Raw genomic sequence first — 20,730 nt, 5'->3', positions numbered from 1 at the left:
CAAGGACCGTTCCTAGCGCGAAGGACGTCAGAGACCGCGCGAAGCGAACTTCGTCGGCCTGTCCTCCCAAGGAGCGTCCGCCGGCCGCGACGAAGCAGCGCCCGAAAGCACCGCGTGCGCGGCGAGCACGCCACCGACGGTCGACCCGTTCACCAGCTCACCCGCCAGCGCCATCCGCACCGCCTCGGCGAGCGGGAACCTCCGCATGACGAGATCCGCCTCCTCGTCGCCGAGGACCTCCCTGTCCACTTCGGACAGCTCGCGGGCGAGGTAGACGCGGACGACCTCGTCGGTGAAGCCGGGTGACGCCGCGACGTCGACCAGGGTCTCCCAGCGTTCGGCGCTGAGCCCGACCTCCTCGACCAGCTCGCGTTTGGCCGCCTCGACGGGGTCCTCCCCCGCCTTGTCGATCAGCCCCGCGGGCAGTTCCCACAGCCGCCGCCCGATCGGGTGGCGGTACTGGTGGATCAGCGTCACCATGCCGTCCGAGTCGAGCGCGACGACGGCGACCGCGCCGAGGTGCTCGACGACCTCGCGGCGGGCGGTGCCGCCACCGGGCATCACGACCTCGTCGACCCGCAGCCCCACCACACGTCCGATGTGGACGTCCTTTGTGGACGCGACGGTGAACTCGTGCTTACCGGGTTCGGTCACCGGGCCACCGTCTGCGGGGCCTCGGGCAGCTCGACCGGCAGCCGCTCGGCGACCTTGCGGTCGACGACGGCCTTCACGAACGCGCTGAACAGCGGGTGCGGGCGGGTCGGGCGGCTCTTGAGCTCCGGGTGCGCCTGGGTGCCGACGAAGAACGGGTGCTTGTCGGCGGGCAGCTCCACGAACTCGACGAGGTGGTCGTCGGGCGAGGTGCCCGAGAACACCAGGCCGGCGTCGGAAAGGCGCTTGCGGTAAGCGTTGTTGACCTCGTAGCGGTGACGGTGCCGCTCGGAGACCTCGGTGCTGCCGTACGCCTTCGCGACCTGCGAGCCCGGCTTGAGCTTGGCGACGTAGGCGCCGAGCCGCATCGTGCCGCCCATGTCGCGCTCGCCGGCGACGACGTCGCGCTGGTCGGCCATCGTGGAGATGACCGGGTTCGGGCCGTCCTCGAACTCGGCCGAGTTCGCGTCCTTGATCCCCGCCAGGTTCCGCGCCGCGTCGATCACCATGCACTGCAGGCCGAGGCACAGGCCCAGCAGCGGCAGGCCGTGGGTGCGGGCGTAGGCGATGGCGCCGACCTTGCCCTCGATACCGCGGACGCCGAAGCCGCCCGGCACCAGCACACCGTCCACATCGGACAGCGCCGCGGCCGCACCGGCCGGGGTCTCGCAGGAGTCCGAGGGGACCCAGGAGATCTGGACCTTGGCGCGGTGGGCGAACCCGCCCGCGCGCAGCGCCTCGGTGACCGACAGGTACGCGTCCGGCAGGTCGATGTACTTGCCGACGAGCGCGACCCGCACCGTCTCCGACGGGTTGTGCACGCGGTCGAGCAGGTCGCCCCACACGGTCCAGTCGACGTCGCGGAACGGCAGCCCGAGACGGCGCACCACGTAGGCGTCGAGCGCCTCACGGTGCAGCACCTTCGGGATGTCGTAGATCGACGGCGCGTCGGGGCAGGCGATGACGGCTTCGGTGTCGACGTCGCACATCAAGCCGATCTTGCGCTTGAGGTCCTCCGGCAGCTCGCGGTCGGCGCGGCACACGAGCGCGTCGGGCTGGATACCGATGTTGCGCAGCGCGGCGACCGAGTGCTGGGTCGGCTTGGTCTTCAGTTCACCCGACGGGGCGAGGTACGGGACCAGCGAGACGTGGAGGAAGAAGCACTGGTCGCGGCCGACGTCGTGGCGGACCTGACGGCAGGCCTCCAGGAACGGCAGCGACTCGATGTCGCCGACGGTGCCGCCGACCTCGGTGATCACGACGTCCGGGCTGTTCCCGTCCTCGTCGGCGCCCGCCGCGGCGGTGATCCTCGCCTTGATCTCGTCGGTGATGTGCGGGATGACCTGCACGGTGTCGCCGAGGTACTCACCGCGGCGCTCCTTGGCGATGACCTCGGAGTACACCTGCCCGGTGGTGACGTTCGCCTTGCCGTCGAGAGCCCGGTCGAGAAAACGCTCGTAGTGCCCGATGTCCAGATCGGTCTCGGCGCCGTCGTCGGTGACGAACACCTCACCGTGCTGGAACGGGTTCATCGTGCCCGGATCGACGTTGAGGTACGGATCCAGCTTCTGCATCGTGACCCGGAGCCCACGTGCGGTAAGGAGCTGACCCAGGCTGGAAGCCGTGAGTCCCTTACCCAGAGAGGAGGCAACGCCTCCGGTGACAAAGACATACTTGGTAGCCCGCGACTGAAGTCCCACGGGCTTCCACCTTATCGCACGCCCGCCGGGGCGCTCACCGGCCACGCCGCAAGCGTCCGATGGAGTGGAAAACCGCTACCCTCGCGACGTGACAGACGCGCACGACACCTGGACCGCACCGGTCGCGGAAGGCCCGCTCGACGCGGACATCCGTGTCCCCGGTTCGAAGTCGATCACCAACCGGGCCTACGTCCTCGCCGCGCTCGCCAGCGCGCCGACGCGGGTGCGGACCCCGCTCGACTCCCGGGACGCGCGCCTGATGCTCGGCGCCATCTACGCCCTCGGCGCCCACTCGCAGGGCAGCATCGGCGGCTACCTCGTGCACCCGCTCGGCCCCGGTCGCGTCCATCCCGACGAGACAGTCCGGGTGGAACTCGGCAACGCGGGCACGGTCGCCCGGTTCACCCCCGCGCTCGCCGCGCTGGGCACGGGCCCGGCACTGTTCGACGGCGACGAGGCCATCCGCCGCCGTCCGATCGGGCCGCTGCTGAAGGCGCTGCGCGACCTCGGCGCCCGCATCGACGACGACCGCCGCGACGCGCCGCCGTTCACCGTCCACGGCGAAGGCGGCCTGCGGGGCGGCAGGGTCGACCTGGACGCCTCGGCGTCGAGCCAGTTCCTGTCCGCGCTGCTGCTCGCCGGGCCGTCGTTCCAGCAGGGTGTCACGGTGCGCCTCGTGGGCGGCCAGGTGCCGAGCGAGCCGCATATCGCGATGACCGTCGAGATGCTCCGCCGGTTCGGGGCCACTGTGGACCGCGAGGGCGCCGAGTTCCACGTCGCACCGACACGGCTTTCCTGCCCCGAGTACGTCGTCGAGCCGGATCTCTCGACGGCGGCGCCGTTCGTCGCCGCCGCGATCGCGACCGGCGGCACGGTGCGCGTCGCGGGCTGGCCGCAGCGGACGACGCAGCCCGGGGACTGGCTGCGCAGCCTGGCGCCCGTACTGGGTGCCACCGCCGAACTCGACGCGGCGGGCCTGACGGTCACCGGCAGCGGCACGATCCCCGGCGTCGAGCTGGACCTGCACGACGTCGGTGAGCTGACGCCGGTGATCGCGGCACTGCTGTGCTTCGCCGAGGGACCGTCGGTCATCTCCGGGGTGGCGCACCTTCGCGGCCACGAGACCGACCGGTTGACCGCGCTCGCGACCGAACTGTCGTCGCTCGGCGCCGACGTCCGCGAGACCGAGGACGGGCTGCGGATCACGCCGGCGCCGCTGCATGGCGGGAAGTTCCGCACCTACGACGACCACCGGCTGGTGATGGCGGCCGCGGTGCTCGGCCTGAAGGTCGAGGGGGTCGAGGTGGAGAACCCGGGGACGGTCGGGAAGACCTTCCCCGGATTCGCCGAGGCCTGGACCTCGATGCTCGTCGCCTAGCCCGGACCCCGCCCCACCACCACCCTCAACGGGCAGGCTTCGCCTGGCTGCCGACACCCGCGCCGGCGAACGGGGTCTCCCGCCACTGTTCGATCATCGGCTTCAACCCTTCCAGCAGCATCGGCAGCTCCGGCGCCATCGCCAAGCAGGCCACCCCTTGAAGCATGGCCAGCGCGCCCAGTGCCTTCAGTACTCGTTCGTCCGCCTCGCGCAGCCCGAGCTGCTCGGCGGCGGCGTTGTAGGCCGCGACGCCCTCGGCTCCCATGGCCGGGAGATCCAGTTCGACCGGGGCACGGTTGACGAGTTCGAAGTCCGAGCAGAGTTCGCCGTCCGGCGTGGCGATCAGGTTGTACCCGGGGGCGTCACCGTGCACCGGCTGGACCGTCGCGCCGGGGAAGGCCCGGGTGAACGCCGCTTCCGACTCGAACAACGGCCGGAGGACGTCCCATTCGCGCCGGGCCCGGTCCAGGTCGGCCGGTTCCAGCAGATCCGGGCGGTCCGCGAGCTGGTCGAGGCCGTCGGGGACGAACGGGATCAGACCGCCCATGAAGGCCAGGTCGCCGTCGTACTCCCGGAGGGCGGCGTGCAACCGGGCGACGATCTCAGCGCCGCGTTCAGGGCTGATCTCGGCTTCCTTGTCGTGCTCGACGAACTGCCAGAACGTCATCGAGAAACCGTCGCGCTGCACGGGTTCCGCGGGTACTAGCGGGCTTGGCGGGACGACCGGGTGGCCACGCCTCGCGAGCCAGCCGGTGACGGCCAGCTCACGCCGCTGGTCGATCAGCTGCGTCTCGAGCGTGGTCGTGCGCGGCAGCACGGTCGGCACGCGCACCACCACCGGCAGGGGTGACAAGCGCACGATGACCGAGAAGACGTCGTACAAGACTTCCGGCTCGTCGAAGGACAGTCCGAGGTCGCGGCCCGCGGAGACCGCGGCGGCCACCGCCCGCGCGGTGCGGGCGGCCCGTTGTTCGTCGGTGATCATGTCGCGAGTCTGACATGTCCGGTTCACCCGGCGGAGCGTTCTCCGTCGTCTTCGGGGAACAGCGCCTTCAGCGTGACCTCCCGGTTGACCCGCACATGCTCGACGGCGTGGGCCCGCGCTCGGTCGGCGTCACCCGACGCGATCGCGTCGTAGAGGCGGCGGTGCTCATCGAGCAGTTCGCCCCAATGCTCGTTCTGACTGGTCAGCCAGCGCAGCCTGCCTTCGAGCGGGCGGAGGATCTCGTGCAGCAGCCCGTTGCCGGCGAGCGCGACGATCTGGTCGTGGAAGCGGGTGTTGAGCAGGGTGATCCGGGCCGGATCGCCGCTTTCGGTCGCGCGGGCGGCGTCGGTGAGCAGCCGTTCGAGCGCACGGAGTTCCGCCTTGCCCGCCCGTTCGGCGGCCAGGCCGGCGGCGAGCCCTTCGAGTGCCTCGCGGACGTCGAACAGCTCCTCGACGTCGGCTTTGGCCAGCTGGCGCACGACGATGCGACGCGGCGACTGGACGGCGAGGAAACCTTCGGCCTCCAGGCTGCGGATGGCCTCGCGCACCGGGACCCGCGAGACCCCGAGGTCTTCGGCGAGCTCGCGTTCGACCAGCCTGTCCCCCGGCTTCAGCCGTCCGGCGAGGATACGTTCGCGCAGCTCGTCGCGGACCCGCTGCCGGGTCGCGGCGAGCGGCTGACGCGGTCCTTCCTCGGCCACCTGAGCCCCCTTCACCACCGCTGTAACAGCTTGTAACACCGAGTTTATCGGCAGAAACCTTGACGACGGGCCACCGCGGGGTGATATTTGGGATGCCAAATTTTGGGATACCAAATCGACCGGACGTCCCCGTCGATCGGAGGCCCGCATGACCGCCGCTCCAGCAACCCGGTCCGAAGCGCCTACCACCGAGAACGCCGATCCCCGGCTCTGGAACGAAGACCTCGCCCCGGCGAAGGAACGCCGCTGGAAGGTTTATGACATCTTCGCGCTGTGGATGTCGGACGTGCACAACCTCGGCAACTACACCTTCGCGGCGGGCCTGTTCGTCCTCGGGCTGTCGGCCTGGCAGGTGTTCACCGCGCTGCTGACCGGTTTCGTGCTCATCTACTTCGGCATGAACCTGATGGGCCGGATCGGCCAGAAGACAGGCGTCCCCTTTCCCGTGGTCGCCCGCATCAGCTTCGGCACCTTCGGCGCGAACCTGCCCGCGCTGATCCGCGCGATCATCGCGATCTTCTGGTACGGCATCCAGACCTACCTCGCCTCCGTCGCCATCACGCTGCTCGTGCTCGCGATCGATCCGGGCCTGAAACCGTTGACCGAGGTGGGTTTCCTCGGGCTGCACGCGCTCGGCTGGATCTGTTTCATCGCGCTGTGGCTCGCCCAGGCGCTCGTGCTCACCCGCGGAATGGAGGCCGTGCGTAAGTTCCAGGACTGGTGCGGTCCCGGTATCTGGGTCGTGATGATCGCGCTCGCCGTGTGGATCCTCGCCGCCGCGGACTGGAACATCTCCTTGACCAGCAACCCGAAGGCACTGTCCACAGGGGAGCTAGTACGACAGTGGTTCGGCGCGGTCGGCCTGATCCTGTCCATCTACGGCACCCTGATGCTCAACTTCTGCGACTTCTCCCGGTTCGCCCCCAACCAGAAAACGGTACGGCGCGGCAACTTCTGGGGGCTGCCGATCAACTCGACGGCGTTCGCGCTGCTGTCGGTGCTGGTGACCGCGGGCAGCCTCCAGGTGTTCGGCGAAGCCATCACCGACCCCGCCGAACTGCTGGCCCGCATCGACAACACCCCCGTGCTGATCATCGGAGCGCTGACCTTCGCGATCGCCACCATGGGCGTGAACATCGTCGCGAACTTCGTCTCCCCCGCCTACGACCTGGCCAACATCTGGCCGAAACGGATCACCTTCACCATCGGCGGGATGATCAGCGCGGTCGCGGCGCTGTGCGTGCTGCCGTGGAAGCTGTACTCCTCCCCCGCGGTGGTCAACTACTTCCTCGGTGGCCTCGGCGCCTTCCTCGGCCCGCTGTTCGGCATCATGATCGTCGACTACTACCTGGTGAAACGCGGCCGGATCGACGTGGACAAGCTGTTCGTGGCCGGGCCCGATTCGCCGTACCACTACAAACGCGGGTTCAACCCGCGCGCGATGGTCACCTTCCTGCCCACGGCGGCGCTGTCCGCGATCATCGCCCTGGTGCCGTTCTTCGCCCCCGCCGCGCCGTACTCCTGGTTCATCGGCACCGCGTCCGCCGCGGCCCTCTATTTCGTGGTGACGCGCAAGCAGCGGGTCGCGTGATGCGGATCCTGGTGACCAACTGCAACACCACCGAGGCGATGACGAAGGAGATCGAGGCGGGCGCCCGCGCCGCCGCGAGCCCCGGTACCGAAATCCTGGCCAGAACCCCGTTGTGGGGCCCGGAATCCGCCGAGGGCTGGCTGGACAGCTTCCTCAGCGCCGCGGCGGTCCTCGACCTCCTCAACGGGCTGGACGAGCCTTTCGACGCGCTCGTGATGGCCGGTTTCGGTGAGCACGGACGGGAAGGCTCACGGGAACTGCTCGACGTCCCCGTCGTCGACATCACCGAGGCCGCCGCGCATCTGGCCTGTCTGCTGGGAAGACGCTACGGCGTCGTGACCACATTGGACCGGACGTGCGGGCTCATCGAAGACAGCCTGCACGCCGCGGGCGTCGGGCAGAACTGCGTCGGCGTCCTCGGTGCCGGCCTCGGCGTCCTCGAACTGACCGACGAACGCCGGACGGAATCGGCCCTGCTGACCGCCGGACGCCGCGCCCGCGACGCGGGTGCGGAAGTCCTCGTCCTCGGCTGTGCTGGGATGACCGGCCTCGATCGCCGCATTTCGGCGATGCTGGACATCCCGGTGATCGACGGCGTCGCCGCCGCCGTCCGCCTTGCCGAATCCCTTGTCGCTCTCGGCCTCAAGACCAGCCGGGCCGGCTCCTACGCCCGCCCGCTCCCGAAAACCCGCCTCTGGCCCCGCATTTAGTCCTCTGAATGCGGTAGTTCCACACGCAAGTACCGCATCCAGAGGACGAAATGCGTAAGGGGGCTAGTTGCCGTCGGCGGCGATACCGGGGGCCGGAGCCTGGGCGTTGCCCGCGATGCCGTAGCGTCCCGCGCCGCCTTCGAGCTGCTCGCGCAGCGCCAAGATCGTGGTGACCCGGCCCGCCGCGGTCTCCGCGTTGTCCACAGTGGACAGGATCGAGGTCGACGAGGTGTCGGCGCGGACGACGCCGATCGCGCCGGTGCCGTCGGCGGATCCCGCGCCCCCGGCCAGCACGGTGCCCGCGCCGGAGCGGTCCAGCTGCGCCGCGAACCGCGCGATGGTCGAGGCACGATCGCCGGCACCATCCCCGGTGTACTTGGACCCGGTGAGCACGATCGCGAGCTGCGCGGGCTTCACCTCACCGCCGGTCTTCAGGAAACCGCCGTCGGTGAGCCCGCCGAGCGCGGCCGCCAGCTCCACCGGCGTGGACTGCGGCTGCGCGTTGTCCTTGTTCAGCAACGCGACCGAGCCGATCAGCGCGCCCGCGAGGGTGCCGGGGTCACCCGCGGTCGGGAACTGGACACCGGCGGGCTGCAGACGCGACACGACGTCACGCAGCTGATCGGAGCGCATCGGGTCAGAGAACGCCTCGGTCAGCTGGATCTCCCCGGTGACGGCGGCACCCGACTGACCGACGAGCTGCTTGAGCGCGTCCCGGTCCGCCGGCTTCGCGTCCTCTGTGGTCATCAGCACCACCGAACGCTTGTCCAGCTGCCCGGCGACGACCTTCGGCCCCATCGCGCCGGCGAACGCGTCCGCGTCACCGAGCCTGGCGTTGAGCGTGTTGCGCTGCGCTTCCAGATCCGCGACCTGGGAACCCAGATCCTCCTTCTGGCCGGCGAGGCCGGAAAGCAGGGCACCGTTCAGCGCCGTGGACCCGAGCACCACCCCGATGGCGAGCGCCAGGAAGCAGGCGGCGATGGAAACGATGTGGTACCGCAGTGAAATCACGTGAAGAGTCCCTTGCCCCAGGCGATGAACGAGTTCCAGGTGTCGCGGATCCAGTCGAGATAGACCGAACCCACGTCGGACACCAGCAGCGCGGCCCCGACGGCCACCAGGGTCGCGACGACCAGCAGGACGATCGCGCCGATGGACACCCGGCTGCGGTGCAGGGTCGCGACCGCCTTGCCGTCGACCAGTTTCGTGCCGAGCTTGAGCCTGGTGAGGAACGTCGACGGATTCGAACCGGACCGGCCGTGGTCGAGGAACTCCCGCAGGGTCGCCTGGAAACCGACGGTGACCACCAGGCTCGCCTCGTGCGCGTCGGCCAGCAGCAGCGCCAGATCCTCGGCGTTGCCCGTCGCGGGGAAGGTGACCGCGCCGATCCCGAGGTCCTGGATGCGCTCGACACCCGGCGCGTGCCCGTCCGGCTGCGCCGGCACCACGACCTCGCCGCCGCTGCGCAGCGTCTCCGCGCCGATTCCGTGCGGGTCGCCGACGATGACGTCCGGCTGATAACCCTGCGCGCGCAGGGTGTCCGCCCCGGCATCGACACCGATCAGCACCGGCCGGTGCTCGCCGATGTACTTCTTCAGCTTCTTGAGGTCTTCGGCGTGCCCGTTGCCGCCCGCGACCACGAGGGCGTGCCGGTCCTTGAGCGGGACGCGGATCTCCGGGACACCGACACCGTCGAGGATGAGGCTGCGTTCCCGGCGGAGGAATTCGATCGTGTTCGCGGAGAACGCCTCGAGCTGGGTGGACATCCCGGCCTTGGCCTCGATCATCTGGTCCGCGACGCTTTCCCGCGTCTGCTGGACACCCGAGCCGAGCTGCCGCTCTCCGATGTAGACGACGCCTTCGTGCAGGCGGAGTTTCGTGCCGTCCTTGACCTTGCGCAGCAGTTCGCCGCCGACCGAATCGACCAGCGGGATCCCCGCCTCGAGCAGGATCTCCGGGCCCAGGTTGGGGAAACGGCCGGAGATCGACGGCGAGGCGTTCACCACCGCCGCGACTTCGGCCTCCACCAAGGCATCGGCAGTCGACCGGTCGAGGTCGAGCTGGTCGAGGACCACGATGTCGCCAGGGCTCAACCGGCGGAGCAGCTCGCGCGTACGCCTGTCGACCCTGGCGACGCCGGTGATCCCGGGGAGGGTCTCTTGGTTACGCGAGAGCAAGCCGGTGAGCTTCATGCGACCGATAGTGACAAATCCGCGCGGCCTTCCGTGTCCGCCACGCCGATGGAAACACGCCGATTAACCCACACCGGTTCGGCCGCGGCTTCCCGCCACGAAGGTTGCGAAAGCCACTTTCGCAACGTTGAAGGTTGCGAAAGTGGCTTTCGCAACGCGTCCAGGGAGGTCGTGCCAGGCCGTGCGCAGAGGCTTACTTCGCCTTTTTCCGCTTCCCCCCGCGACGGGCCTTGGGCTTGTCCGGCGCGCTCTTGTCGGCCTCGGCGACGGCGAGCAATTCCTCCGCGTGTGCCCGGCCGGTCTCGGTGCTCTCCATTCCGGCGAGCATGCGGGCGAGCTCGACGACCCGCTCCGACTGTTCGAGCACGCGCACCCCACTGCGGGTTACCCCGCCGCTGGTGCCCTTGTCCACCACCAGATGCTGATCGGCGAACGCGGCCACCTGCGGCAGATGCGTGACCACCAGGACCTGGTGACTGCGCGCCAGCCGCGCGAGCCGCCTGCCGATCTCGACCGCCGCCCGGCCGCCGACCCCGGCGTCGACCTCGTCGAACACCAGTGTCTGCACGGTGTCCGCGTGCGCGAGGACGACCTCGATCGCCAGCATCACGCGGGAAAGCTCACCGCCGGAAGCGGCCTTGTGCACCGGAAGCGGCGGTGCGCCGTTGTGCGCCTTCAGCAGCAGCTCGACGTCGTCGACGCCGTCGGGCCCGGCGTGCACGAGCCTGCCGCCGACCTTCACCGCGTGCGCGTCGCTCTCGTCCACGGTGCGCCGCTCGACGGTGATCTCGATCTCCGCCTGCCCCATGGCGAGCCCGGCCATCTCGGCGGTGATCGCCTCGGCGAGCTCGGCGGCGGCCTCGACCCGCGCCTCCGACAGCGTGAGCGCGTGTTCCGCCAGCGTGACGGCGAGTTCGTCGCGGCGCTTGGCCAGTTCGGCCAGCGCCTCCTCGGAGGTGTCCATCGTGGACATCCGGCGGCGGGCATCGTCGGCCCAAGCCAGCACGCCGTCCACGTCCGCCGCGTATTTGCGCGTGAGCCGCTTCAGGTCCGCCTGGCGTGCGAGCACCTTCTCCAGGAGCGCCGGGTCGGCGTCGAGGGTTTCGAGGTAGCTGCCCAGCTCGGCGCCCACTTCGGACAGCAGCACCGAAGCCTCGTCCAGTCGGGGCCCGAGTTCGCGCAGCACGGCGTCTTCGGAACCGGTCAGGTGGCGGCTCGCCTCCCCGATCAGCCCGACCGCGCCGGGCGCGTCCGGGTCGCCGTCGGGCGAACCCGAGACAGCGGCCTGCGCGGCACTCGCGGCGGACCGCAGTTCGTCGACCGCGGCGAGGCGTTTGATCTGTTCGGTGAGCTCGGTGTCCTCGCCCGGTTCCGGCGCGACGGCGTCGATCTCGGCGAGCCCGTGGCGCAACAGGTCGGCCTGCTGCGCCATCTCCCGCGAGCGGGTGGAGCGCTCGGTCAGCTCGGCGACGACGGCGAGCCACTCGTCCCGGACCGCGCGGTAGCGCTCGAGCGATTCGGTGACGGCCTCACCGGCGAACCGGTCGATCACCGCGCGCTGCTCGGCGGGCCGCAGCAGGCGCAGCTGATCGTTCTGCCCGTGGACGGCGATCAGCTGCTCGGACAGGTCTGCCAGCACCCCGACCGGCACCGAACGGCCACCGAGGTGGGCACGGGACCGGCCGTCGACCGAGACCGCGCGCAGCGCGATGACGCTGCCGTCCTCGTCGACCTCCGCCCCGGCGTCGGTGACGATCCGGGTGGCGCCTTCGGCACCGCCCAGCTCGAAGCGGCCTTCCACGAAGGCCTTCAGCATTCCGGTCCGCACCTTGGACACTTCGGCTCGGCCGCCGGAGAGCAGGTGCAACCCGCTGACGACCATGGTCTTGCCCGCACCCGTCTCACCGGTGACGACGGTGAAGCCCGCGTGCAGTTCCAGCAGGGCGTCCTCGATGACTCCGAGGCCCTGGATGCGCATCTCGGCCAGCACGACGCCCACCGTAGCGGCCCACCCCGACCATTCCCGCACCCGGCACGTCATGAAAGGGGCCTTGACGACGAAAGTTGTCCTCGACGGCCCTTTCACGACATCCGTCAGCGGGCGTGTCGCTCCCGCCAGCCCTTGATCGGCAACGAGAACTTGTGCACCAGCCGGTCGGTGAACGGGCCTTCCCACAACCGGACCAGGCGCACCGGCACCCGGCCGCAGGTGACCCGCACGGCCGCGCCGGCGGGAAGATCGAAGGTCCGCGATCCGTCACAGGTCAAGACGGCGGGCGAACCGTCCGGATCGATGGCGACGGTGATCTCCGAGTCTCGCGAGACGACCAGCGGCCGGGAGAACATCGCGTGCGCGTTGCTCGGGACCACCAGCAGGGCCTGCACGTCCGGCCAGATGATCGGCCCGCCCGCGGAGAACGCGTACGCCGTCGAGCCGGTCGGAGTGGCGCACAGGACGCCGTCGCAGCCGAAGGACGACACGGGCCTTCCGTCGACCTCGATGAGCGCGTCCAGCACGCGCTCACGCGAGCTCTTCTCGACGCTGGCCTCGTTGAGGGCCCAGGTGTTGACGGTCTCTTCGCCGTCGACGGTCACGACGACGTCGACGGTCATCCGCTCTTCGACCTGGTAGTCGCCGTCGACGGCGCGCTGGACGGTGTCGGCGAGCTTGTCCGAATCGGCCTCCGCCAGGAAGCCGACGCGGCCGAGGTTCACACCGAGGACCGGAACGCCGTTCGGCCTGGCCAGCTCCGCGGCCCGCAGCAACGTGCCGTCGCCGCCGAGCACGAACACCAGCTCGGTGCCGGCGGCCGGGTCCTGCTCCGGCGCCATGACCGTGCAGGGGGCGCCGATCCCGCCGTCGGCTTCCAGCATCTCCCGGACGTCCTCGTCGAGTACTCGCAGCCGCACCCCCGCCTTGGCGAAACGGGCCGAAACCTCGCGTGCCGCGTCCCGGGTCGCGTCCCGGTCCGGGTGCACGACGAGCAGCACCTCGCGATCGCTCATTGGGGTCCCTCCAGGACTGCGGTCCGGACGAGCCGCTCGGCGTCGGTGCCGTCGGTCTCCCCCGCCCCGCGAGTAAGCCACACGAAGTATTCGACGTTCCCCGACGGCCCGGGAAGCGGGCTCGCCACGACGCCGCGCAGGCTCAGGTCCAGCTTTTCGGCCTCGGCGAGCACACCGAGCACCGCTTCGGCGCGCAGTTCCGGGTCGCGGACGACACCGCCGCTGCCCAGCCGATCCTTGCCGACCTCGAACTGCGGTTTCACCATCGGCACCAGATCCGCGCCGTCCCGCGCGCAGGCGGCCAGCGCGGGCAGCACGAGTTTGAGCGAGATGAACGAGAGGTCCCCGACCACGAGGTCGACCTGCCCGCCGAGGTCTTCCGGGGTCAGGTTGCGGACGTTCGTCTTGTCGAGGACGACCACGCGGTCGTCGGTGCGCAGGCGCCAGTCCAGCAGGCCGCGGCCGACGTCGGCGGCGATCACCGTGGCGGCGCCGTTGCGCAGCAGGACGTCGGTGAAGCCACCGGTCGAGGCGCCCGCGTCGAGACAGCGTTTTCCCTCGGTGGAAAGACCTTGCGGGGTGAAGGCTTCGAGCGCGCCGAGCAGTTTGTGCGCGCCGCGGGAGGCCCAGCCGGGATCGTCGTTGTCGCGCACCACGATCGGCGCGCCGGACTCGACCCCGGTCGCGGGTTTGGTGGCCACCATGCCGCGCACGGTGACCTTGCCTTCGGCGATCAGCGCCGACGCCTGCTCCCGGGAACGGGCGAGTCCCCGCCGGACGAGCTCCGCGTCCAGGCGGGCGCGTTTGGGCACGCGGTCAGACCTTGTCGATGGTGGACAGCGCCACCGTCAGCTCGGTGTGCACGGCCTCGAACCGGTCGACGTGCTCCGAGAGCGGAAGCGCGGTGAGGTCGTCGAGACCCGCCACGGCTTCGTCGATCCCGGCTCGGGGATCCGTGTCCTGCTGCGCGAACTGTTCGGCCTGGACCGCCGGAGGCCCGGGCACCGGCGGCGGGCCCGGAACCGGCGGTCGCGGCACGGGGTGGAAGTGGTCTTGCACCCCACCAAGTTAGCAGCGCTGGTCAGCCGAGGCGCAGCTCGGCGAGCGCGGCGCGGGCGGTGTCGCCCACACCACGGACCTCGGTGATCCCCGAGTCCCAGGCCGCCGCGCACAACGTACGCAAGAGGTCGAGAGAGTCGCCTTCACCATCGGCTTCGAGGACGTCACCCTGTGCGGTGACGTGCCAGCCGTCCTTGGGCCCGATTTCGAGAAGGTCCGCCCGGCTGCTCAACCCGGACAGGTCTCGAGCGAGGTAGCGCGGCCGCTCCTCTGGCCTCGCCGAGATCAGCGATGCCGCGTCGGCGACGCCGGTCAGGACGCAGAGCGCGTCGATCCCGGCCGCGACCGCGCCCTCGATGTCGGTGTCCAGCCGGTCGCCCACGACGAGGGCCCGCTCGGCCCCCGCGTCCCGCGCCGCCGTCGTGAACAGTCCCGGCGCCGGCTTGCCCGCCACCAGTGGTTCGACGCCGGTGGCGTGGCGCAGCGCGGCCACCATCGACCCGTTGCCCGGCAGCAGACCGCGTTCGCTGGGCAGCGTCGCGTCGACGTTGGTCGCCACCCAGAGCGCGCCCGCGCGGATGACGAGGCACGCCTCCGCGAGAGCGGCCCAGGTGTTCTGCGGCGAGTGTCCTTGCACCACCGCGGCCACGTCCGGACCGGCTTCCCGGACCGTCTTCAGCCCGACGGACTCGATCTCGGCGGCCAGTGAATCCGTGCCCACGACGAGGACCACCGCGCCCTGAGGCAGCCGCTCACCCAGCAGGGCGGCGGCGGCCTGAGAGCTCGTGTGGACCTCTTCGGGGGTGGCGGGCAGTCCGAGTGCCTCCAGGTGCGCGGAGACCTCCGCGGGCGCCTTGGAGGCGTTGTTGGTCACCCACCGGACCGCCGTGCCGTGGTCCCGAAGCGCCCGAAGCGCTTCCGGTGCGCCCGGGACCACTTCGGTGCCGTGATAGACCGTGCCGTCGAGGTCGAACAGGACCGCGTCGTACCCGGCCGACAGGGCGTCAGCCATTCGTGAGCTCCGCGGCGCGCTCGGCGGCGTCGGTCTCGTCCTCCTCGTCGGCCTCTGCCGCGTTGAGGAACCAGCGGATCGCCTCGTCCTTGCGGTCGGCGGCGGCGAGGTTGTCGGCGTAGGCGTAGAACAGCCGGGCGCTCCACGGATCGCGCTTCTCCGCCTTGAGGTCGTCACCCTGGAGGGAGACGACGGCGGCGTCCAGCTGGCCGAGGTCGCGCCGGGCGCCGGCCGCGACGATCGCGAGCTCGATCTGGGTCGCCTTCGACAGACGCTCCTTGTCGACCTCCTTCGCGAGATCGAGCGCCCGCTCCGGACGGCCGATGGCGCGCTCGGCGTCGGCGATGATCGCGATGTGGTCGTCGGTCCTGGTCATCCGGCGGACGGCCCGCAGCTCGGACAGCGCCTCGGACCAGTTGCCCGCGTGGTAGGCGACCAGGCCGAGCGCCTCACGGACGATCGGGACCCGCGACGCCTTGGCCTTCGCGTACTTGGCGTGCTCCATGGCGGCTTCGGGGTCTTCGTCGACGAGGCCACCGGCCGCGACCAGGTGCTTGCCGACGGTTTCCGCGAGTGCCTTGGGCAGGGTGCGGAGCTCCCGGCGGACCTCCTCGTCGAGGTCGGAGAACTCGATGCCCTCGGGCAGCTCCGGAGCCTCGAGCAGCTCACGCGCCAAGGTCTCGTCGTCGACCGGCCTGTCCTCGGTGCGAGGAGAGGAGCGGAAGTCCTTGCGACCCTCGGAACGGTCGCGCTGGGGACGGTCGTCGCGCTTGCGGTCGAACCCGCCGCGCTTGTCGTCGTAGCGCTTCTCGGGCCGGTCGGACGAGCGACGGTCGGGACGGTCGCCGGACGGCCGGTACGAACCGCGCTTGTCGTCGCCACGGCTGTCGCGGTCACCGAAGCTCTTGCGCTCGTAGCCACCGCTGGGACGACGGTCGCCGCCGGAACGGGAGCCGCCGCGGTCGTCGCGATAGGACGGACGCCGGTCGTCGCCGCCACCCCGGTTGTCACGGCTGTCGCGGTCGCCGTAGGACTTGCCCTGGGGGCGTCCCTCATAACGGTTACCGGACGGGCGGTCGTCGGAACGGCCGCGGTTGTCCGAGCCATAGCCGGAACGGGCCGGGCGGCTGTCGGAGCGCTTTTCGTACCGGCCCTCGGAACGGTTGTCGGAGCGGTCGTCGTAGCGACGCTCGGGACGGCTGTCCGACGAGCGGTAGCCGCCGCGGTCGCCACCACGGTTCTCAGACCGGAAGCCACCGCGGTCGCCGCGGTTGTCACTGCCGCGGTTGTCACTGCCGCGGTACCCGCCGCGATCGCCGCCACGGCTGTCCCGGTTGTCGGACCGGTAGCCGCCACGGTTGTCGCTTCCCCGGTTGTCCGAGCGATAGCCGCCGCGGCTGTCGCCGCCCCGGTTGTCCGAGCGGTAACCGCCCCGGCTGTCTCCACCACGGTTGTCGCGGTTGTCGCCGCCGCGGTATCCACCGCGATCGCCGCCACGGCTGTCCGAGCGGTAACCGCCGCGGTCACCGCCCTTGTAGTCGCGGCTGTCACGCCGGTCGTCGGAGCGGAAGCCGCCACGACGGTCGTTGTCGCGACCACCGGACCGGTCGTCGTTGTTGTAGCGCGGGCGGTTGTCGTCACGCCCCTGGCCTGCGAACCGGCTGCCACCGGGGCGCTGGTCACGAGGACCGTCGCCGCTGCGGGACGGCTTGCCGGAGTAGCTACCGGAACCGCGGGCACCGCGGTCGTCCCTGCGCGGGCGACCCTGGTAACCGCCATCGCGGCCGCCCCGGTCCTGCCTGCCGCCGGCGGAACCGCGCCGGTCACCTCGCTGCGCGTCAGACCGGCCTCCGCGGGGACTGTCGTCCCGGCGACCCGACCGGCCGGACGCGCCATCATCTGAGTCACGTCGACCGAACTCGGACACCTGGCCTCCTGCCACTATTGAAAAGTTTCGACACTGGGGCCCACCCGTCAGGCGGGCCAACGGACCATTCTAGTCGGTCCATGGACATGAAAAGAGACAGGGCCCTGACCGGGGAGAACCTGTTGGGGTTCTCGACCCTGGTCAGGACCCTGTCCTGAAGTTAGTCCGGCGGTGTCCTACTCTCCCACAACCCTTCGGTTGCAGTACCATCGGCGCTGTCAGGCTTAGCTTCCGGGTTCGGAATGGGACCGGGCGTTTCCCTGACGCTATAACCACCGAAACACTACGAAACAACACACACTGTCTGTTTCCACAAACGGTGTGGTGTTTCAGAGCTGTAGAGTGGATGCGTAACATCTTTGTGGGCAAGTCCTCGGCCTATTAGTACCAGTCAACTCGACAACACATTACTGTGCTTCCATTTCTGGCCTATCAACCCAATGGTCTGTTGGGGGCCTTAACCCACAAGGGGTGGGATACCTCATCTTGGAACAGGCTTCCCGCTTAGATGCCTTCAGCGGTTATCCCTTCCGAACGTGGCCAACCAGCCATGCCACTGGCGTGACAACTGGCATACCAGAGGTTCGTCCGTCCCGGTCCTCTCGTACTAGGGACAGCCTTCCTCAAGTATCCTACGCGCGCGGCGGATAGGGACCGAACTGTCTCACGACGTTCTAAACCCAGCTCGCGTGCCGCTTTAATGGGCGAACAGCCCAACCCTTGGGACCTACTCCGGCCCCAGGATGCGACGAGCCGACATCGAGGTGCCAAACCATGCCGTCGATATGGACTCTTGGGCAAGATCAGCCTGTTATCCCCGGGGTACCTTTTATCCGTTGAGCGACACCCCTTCCACCAGGTGGTGCCGGATCACTAGTCCCGACTTTCGTCCCTGCTCGACATGTCTGTCTCACAGTCAAGCTCCCTTGTGCACTTGCACTCAACACCTGATTGCCAACCAGGCTGAGGGAACCTTTGGGCGCCTCCGTTACTCTTTAGGAGGCAACCGCCCCAGTTAAACTACCCATCAGGCACTGTCCCTGAACCAGATCATGGTCCGAGGTTCAGATTCCCAATCCGACCAGAGTGGTATTTCAACAACGACTCCACCAACACTAGCGTGCCAGCTTCACAGTCTCCCACCTATCCTACACAAGCCGAACCGAAAACCAATACCAAACTATAGTAAAGGTCCCGGGGTCTTTCCGTCCTGCCGCGCGTAACGAGCATCTTTACTCGTAGTGCAATTTCGCCGGGCCTGTGGTTGAGACAGCCGGAAAGTCGTTACGCCATTCGTGCAGGTCGGAACTTACCCGACAAGGAATTTCGCTACCTTAGGATGGTTATAGTTACCACCGCCGTTTACTGGCGCTTAAATTCTCAGCTTCACCCCGAAGGGTTAACCGGTCCTCTTAACGTTCCAGCACCGGGCAGGCGTCAGTCCATATACATCGTCTTGCGACTTCGCATGGACCTGTGTTTTTAGTAAACAGTCGCTTTCCGCTGGTCTCTGCGGCCACCCACCCCTAGTCCGCAAGGGACTTCAGAGTGTTTGGCCCCCCTTCTCCCGAAGTTACGGGGGCATTTTGCCGAGTTCCTTAACCACAGTTCACCCGATCGCCTTAGTATTCTCTACCTGACCACCTGTGTTGGTTTGGGGTACGGGCCGTGCACGCACTCGCTAGAGGCTTTTCTCGGCAGCATAGGATCACTCTACTTCGCCTCAATCGGCTACGCATCACGTCTCAACCTATATGGAATGCGGATTTGCCTACACTCCGGTCTACACGCTTACACCAGTACTACCACTCACTGGCGGAGCTACCTTCCTGCGTCACCCCATCACTCGACTACTACGGAATCAGATCCCACGCTCCACACTCGCGTATCCACCCGAAGGCTTCAACACGAGGCTTTGGGTGGTTAGTATCAACCGCCTCATCCTGGGCGCACGTGCTCGGGTACGGGAATATCAACCCGTTATCCATCGACTACGCCTGTCGGCCTCGCCTTAGGTCCCGACTTACCCTGGGCGGATTAGCCTGGCCCAGGAACCCTTGGTCATCCGGCGGCAGAGTTTCTCACTCTGCATTCGCTACTCATGCCTGCATTCTCACTCCCACACCCTCCACGACTGGCTTCCGCCGCCGCTTCCCTGGATGCAGGACGCTCCCCTACCCATCAACACGACTAGACACTTCCTCAAGGAAAGTGCCGATCTATATGTGTCAATGACACAGCTTCGGCGGTGTGCTTAAGCCCCGCTACATTGTCGGCGCAGGACCACTTGACCAGTGAGCTATTACGCACTCTTTCAAGGGTGGCTGCTTCTAAGCCAACCTCCTGGTTGTCTGGGCAATCCCACATCCTTTCCCACTGAGCACACACTTAGGGGCCTTAGCTGGTGTTCTGGGCTGTTTCCCTCTCGACGACGAAGCTTATCCCCCGCCGTCTCACTGCCACACTCTCACACCACGGTATTCGGAGTTTGGTTGATTTCGGTAACCCGGTAAGGCCCCTAGACCATCCAGTAGCTCTACCCCCGTGGAGAAACATGTGACGCTGCACCTAAATGCATTTCGGGGAGAACCAGCTATCACGGAGTTTGATTGGCCTTTCACCCCTACCCACAGCTCATCCCCTCAGTTTTCAACCTAAGTGGGTTCGGCCCTCCACGTCGTCTTACCGACGCTTCAGCCTGGCCATGGGTAGATCACTCCGCTTCGGGTCTAGACCACGCGACTCAATCGCCCTATTCAGACTCGCTTTCGCTACGGCTACCCCACACGGGTTAACCTCGCCACGCAGCACTAACTCGCAGGCTCATTCTTCAAAAGGCACGCCATCACCTCAACATCACAAGGATGTGCTCGGGCTCTGACGGCTTGTAGGCACACGGTTTCAGGTACTCTTTCACTCCCCTCCCGGGGTACTTTTCATCTTTCCCTCACGGTACTAGTCCGCTATCGGTCTTCAGGAAGTATTTAGGCTTACCGGGTGGTCCCGGCAGATTCACAGCAAATTCCACGAGCTCGCTGCTACTCGGGAACACCAAACAAACGATCCACAACATGTTTTCGCGTACGGGACTCTCACCCACTCCGGTCGCCCATCCCAAGGCGTTCCACTAACACGCGTAACCGTTCCGAGGACTGTCAGATCCTCGACGCTGGGTCCCACAACACCACACACACAACGCCTGACAGCTTGACATGTGCATGGTTTAGCCTCTTCCGCTTTCGCTCGCCACTACTCACGGAATCACGGTTGTTTTCTCTTCCTACGGGTACTGAGATGTTTCACTTCCCCGCGTTCCCTCCACACACCCTATATATTCAGATGCGGGTAACACCACATAACTGGTGCTGGGTTTCCCCATTCGGAAATCCTCGGATCACAGCTCGGTTGACAGCTCCCCGAGGCATATCGCAGCCTCCCACGTCCTTCATCGGCTCCTGAAGCCAAGACATCCACCATGTGCCCTTAACAACTTGACCACAAAGATGCTCGCATCCACTCTACAGTTCTCAAACACCACACCAGAAACAAACAACCCTGGAGCTCGTGTAAGCCCCTCGGCGTGTTGCCTCAGGACCCAACAGCATGCCAGCGAACAATCCCTCCGACTCCCCAGAAGCACCCGTTCCACGCACCCAGAGGTGCAGTACTAGAGCGTCCCAGCAGAAGCCGGCGACACCATAACCAGTAGTTCCACAATTCCTTGAGCAACCAGAACAAGCACACATTCGGCACTTGAGTCCTGGCCACTCCACCACCGTTGGTCCGGGTATCCCGGCGGGGTGGATGTGTTGCTCCTT

At 67.9% G+C, this 20,730-nt stretch carries 15 protein-coding genes and 2 rRNA genes; 3 read left to right on the top strand and 14 right to left on the bottom strand.

What is annotated here, in order from left to right; all coding sequences use genetic code 11:
• Positions 1 to 27 precede the first annotated feature (27 nt).
• Together H4W30_RS04970 and H4W30_RS04965 are read right to left on the bottom strand one after the other, a co-directional pair.
• Positions 28 to 654 carry an NUDIX domain-containing protein gene (locus H4W30_RS04970; RefSeq protein WP_192741691.1) on the bottom strand — a complete coding sequence of 209 codons (627 nt, stop codon included), beginning with the start codon at positions 652 to 654 and terminating at the stop codon, positions 28 to 30.
• Positions 651 to 2,351 carry a CTP synthase gene (locus tag H4W30_RS04965; RefSeq protein ID WP_126736751.1) on the bottom strand — a complete coding sequence of 567 codons (1,701 nt, stop codon included), beginning with the start codon at positions 2,349 to 2,351 and terminating at the stop codon, positions 651 to 653. The genes H4W30_RS04970 and H4W30_RS04965 overlap by 4 nt, the downstream gene beginning before the upstream one ends.
• Positions 2,352 to 2,439: 88 nt before the next feature.
• Between H4W30_RS04965 and aroA the strand changes: the two genes are divergently transcribed.
• Positions 2,440 to 3,729, top strand: coding sequence for a 3-phosphoshikimate 1-carboxyvinyltransferase (aroA, locus tag H4W30_RS04960; RefSeq protein WP_192741690.1), 1,290 nt, complete (start codon positions 2,440 to 2,442; stop codon positions 3,727 to 3,729).
• A gap of 25 nt (positions 3,730 to 3,754) precedes the next feature.
• On the opposite strand, the gene H4W30_RS04955 is transcribed toward aroA, so the two are convergent.
• Both H4W30_RS04955 and H4W30_RS04950 read right to left on the bottom strand, forming a co-directional pair.
• Positions 3,755 to 4,714: a phosphotransferase gene (locus H4W30_RS04955; RefSeq protein ID WP_192741689.1), complete on the bottom strand. Its 960-nt coding sequence runs from the start codon at positions 4,712 to 4,714 to the stop codon at positions 3,755 to 3,757.
• 23 nt (positions 4,715 to 4,737) lie between these two features.
• Positions 4,738 to 5,415 carry a GntR family transcriptional regulator gene (locus H4W30_RS04950; protein WP_192741688.1) on the bottom strand — a complete coding sequence of 226 codons (678 nt, stop codon included), beginning with the start codon at positions 5,413 to 5,415 and terminating at the stop codon, positions 4,738 to 4,740.
• Between the two features lie 148 nt (positions 5,416 to 5,563).
• Here H4W30_RS04950 and H4W30_RS04945 point away from each other — a divergent pair, with 148 nt between their 5' ends.
• Both H4W30_RS04945 and H4W30_RS04940 read left to right on the top strand, forming a co-directional pair.
• Entirely contained in the window at positions 5,564 to 7,006 is a 1,443-nt protein-coding gene (locus H4W30_RS04945) for an NCS1 family nucleobase:cation symporter-1 (protein WP_192741687.1), read from the top strand.
• Positions 7,006 to 7,716 carry an aspartate/glutamate racemase family protein gene (locus tag H4W30_RS04940; protein ID WP_192741686.1) on the top strand — a complete coding sequence of 237 codons (711 nt, stop codon included), beginning with the start codon at positions 7,006 to 7,008 and terminating at the stop codon, positions 7,714 to 7,716. The genes H4W30_RS04945 and H4W30_RS04940 overlap by 1 nt, the downstream gene beginning before the upstream one ends.
• A 63-nt stretch (positions 7,717 to 7,779) precedes the next feature.
• On the opposite strand, the gene H4W30_RS04935 is transcribed toward H4W30_RS04940, so the two are convergent.
• The 10 genes from H4W30_RS04935 to H4W30_RS04890 form a co-directional block, all read right to left on the bottom strand.
• Complete coding sequence (locus H4W30_RS04935; RefSeq protein WP_192741685.1) at positions 7,780 to 8,727, bottom strand: copper transporter; 948 nt, start codon at positions 8,725 to 8,727, stop codon at positions 7,780 to 7,782.
• On the bottom strand, positions 8,724 to 9,908 hold the full coding sequence (gene steA, locus H4W30_RS04930) for a putative cytokinetic ring protein SteA (RefSeq protein ID WP_126736744.1): 1,185 nt from the start codon (positions 9,906 to 9,908) through the stop codon (positions 8,724 to 8,726). The genes H4W30_RS04935 and steA overlap by 4 nt, the downstream gene beginning before the upstream one ends.
• Before the next feature lie 193 nt (positions 9,909 to 10,101).
• Complete coding sequence (gene recN / locus H4W30_RS04925) at positions 10,102 to 11,898, bottom strand: DNA repair protein RecN (RefSeq protein WP_192741684.1); 1,797 nt, start codon at positions 11,896 to 11,898, stop codon at positions 10,102 to 10,104.
• 104 nt (positions 11,899 to 12,002) lie between these two features.
• Positions 12,003 to 12,914: an NAD kinase gene (locus H4W30_RS04920; protein WP_072026471.1), complete on the bottom strand. Its 912-nt coding sequence runs from the start codon at positions 12,912 to 12,914 to the stop codon at positions 12,003 to 12,005.
• The gene (locus H4W30_RS04915; protein ID WP_192741683.1) at positions 12,911 to 13,726 is read right to left on the bottom strand and encodes a TlyA family RNA methyltransferase; all 816 of its coding nucleotides are present in this window, start codon (positions 13,724 to 13,726) and stop codon (positions 12,911 to 12,913) included. Before H4W30_RS04915 ends, H4W30_RS04920 begins: the two co-directional genes overlap by 4 nt.
• Before the next feature lie 4 nt (positions 13,727 to 13,730).
• Positions 13,731 to 13,973: a hypothetical protein gene (locus H4W30_RS04910; protein WP_225949220.1), complete on the bottom strand. Its 243-nt coding sequence runs from the start codon at positions 13,971 to 13,973 to the stop codon at positions 13,731 to 13,733.
• Positions 13,974 to 13,995: 22 nt separating this feature from the next.
• Entirely contained in the window at positions 13,996 to 14,985 is a 990-nt protein-coding gene (locus H4W30_RS04905) for an HAD-IIA family hydrolase (RefSeq protein WP_192741682.1), read from the bottom strand.
• Positions 14,978 to 16,912 carry a hypothetical protein gene (locus tag H4W30_RS04900; RefSeq protein WP_192741681.1) on the bottom strand — a complete coding sequence of 645 codons (1,935 nt, stop codon included), beginning with the start codon at positions 16,910 to 16,912 and terminating at the stop codon, positions 14,978 to 14,980. Before H4W30_RS04900 ends, H4W30_RS04905 begins: the two co-directional genes overlap by 8 nt.
• Before the next feature lie 163 nt (positions 16,913 to 17,075).
• Positions 17,076 to 17,192 (bottom strand): 5S ribosomal RNA (rrf, locus tag H4W30_RS04895).
• 81 nt (positions 17,193 to 17,273) lie between these two features.
• Positions 17,274 to 20,409: ribosomal RNA gene (locus H4W30_RS04890) — 23S ribosomal RNA — on the bottom strand.
• Positions 20,410 to 20,730: the final 321 nt, after the last annotated feature.

Source organism: Amycolatopsis roodepoortensis, from assembly GCF_014873915.1.
Taxonomy (GTDB): domain Bacteria; phylum Actinomycetota; class Actinomycetes; order Mycobacteriales; family Pseudonocardiaceae; genus Amycolatopsis; species Amycolatopsis roodepoortensis.
This window is presented reverse-complemented; position numbering and strand designations above follow the sequence as displayed.

Bases quoted from the DNA above. Each gene is read 5' to 3' on its own strand.
- H4W30_RS04945 (WP_192741687.1), top strand. From the start codon at position 5,564: ATGACCGCCGCTCCAGCAACCCGGTCCGAAGCGCCTACCACCGAGAAC.
- H4W30_RS04920 (WP_072026471.1), bottom strand. From the start codon at position 12,914: ATGAGCGATCGCGAGGTGCTGCTCGTCGTGCACCCGGACCGGGACGCG.
- H4W30_RS04955 (WP_192741689.1), bottom strand. From the start codon at position 4,714: ATGATCACCGACGAACAACGGGCCGCCCGCACCGCGCGGGCGGTGGCC.
- steA (WP_126736744.1), bottom strand. From the start codon at position 9,908: ATGAAGCTCACCGGCTTGCTCTCGCGTAACCAAGAGACCCTCCCCGGG.
- H4W30_RS04940 (WP_192741686.1), top strand. From the start codon at position 7,006: ATGCGGATCCTGGTGACCAACTGCAACACCACCGAGGCGATGACGAAG.
- H4W30_RS04905 (WP_192741682.1), bottom strand. From the start codon at position 14,985: ATGGCTGACGCCCTGTCGGCCGGGTACGACGCGGTCCTGTTCGACCTC.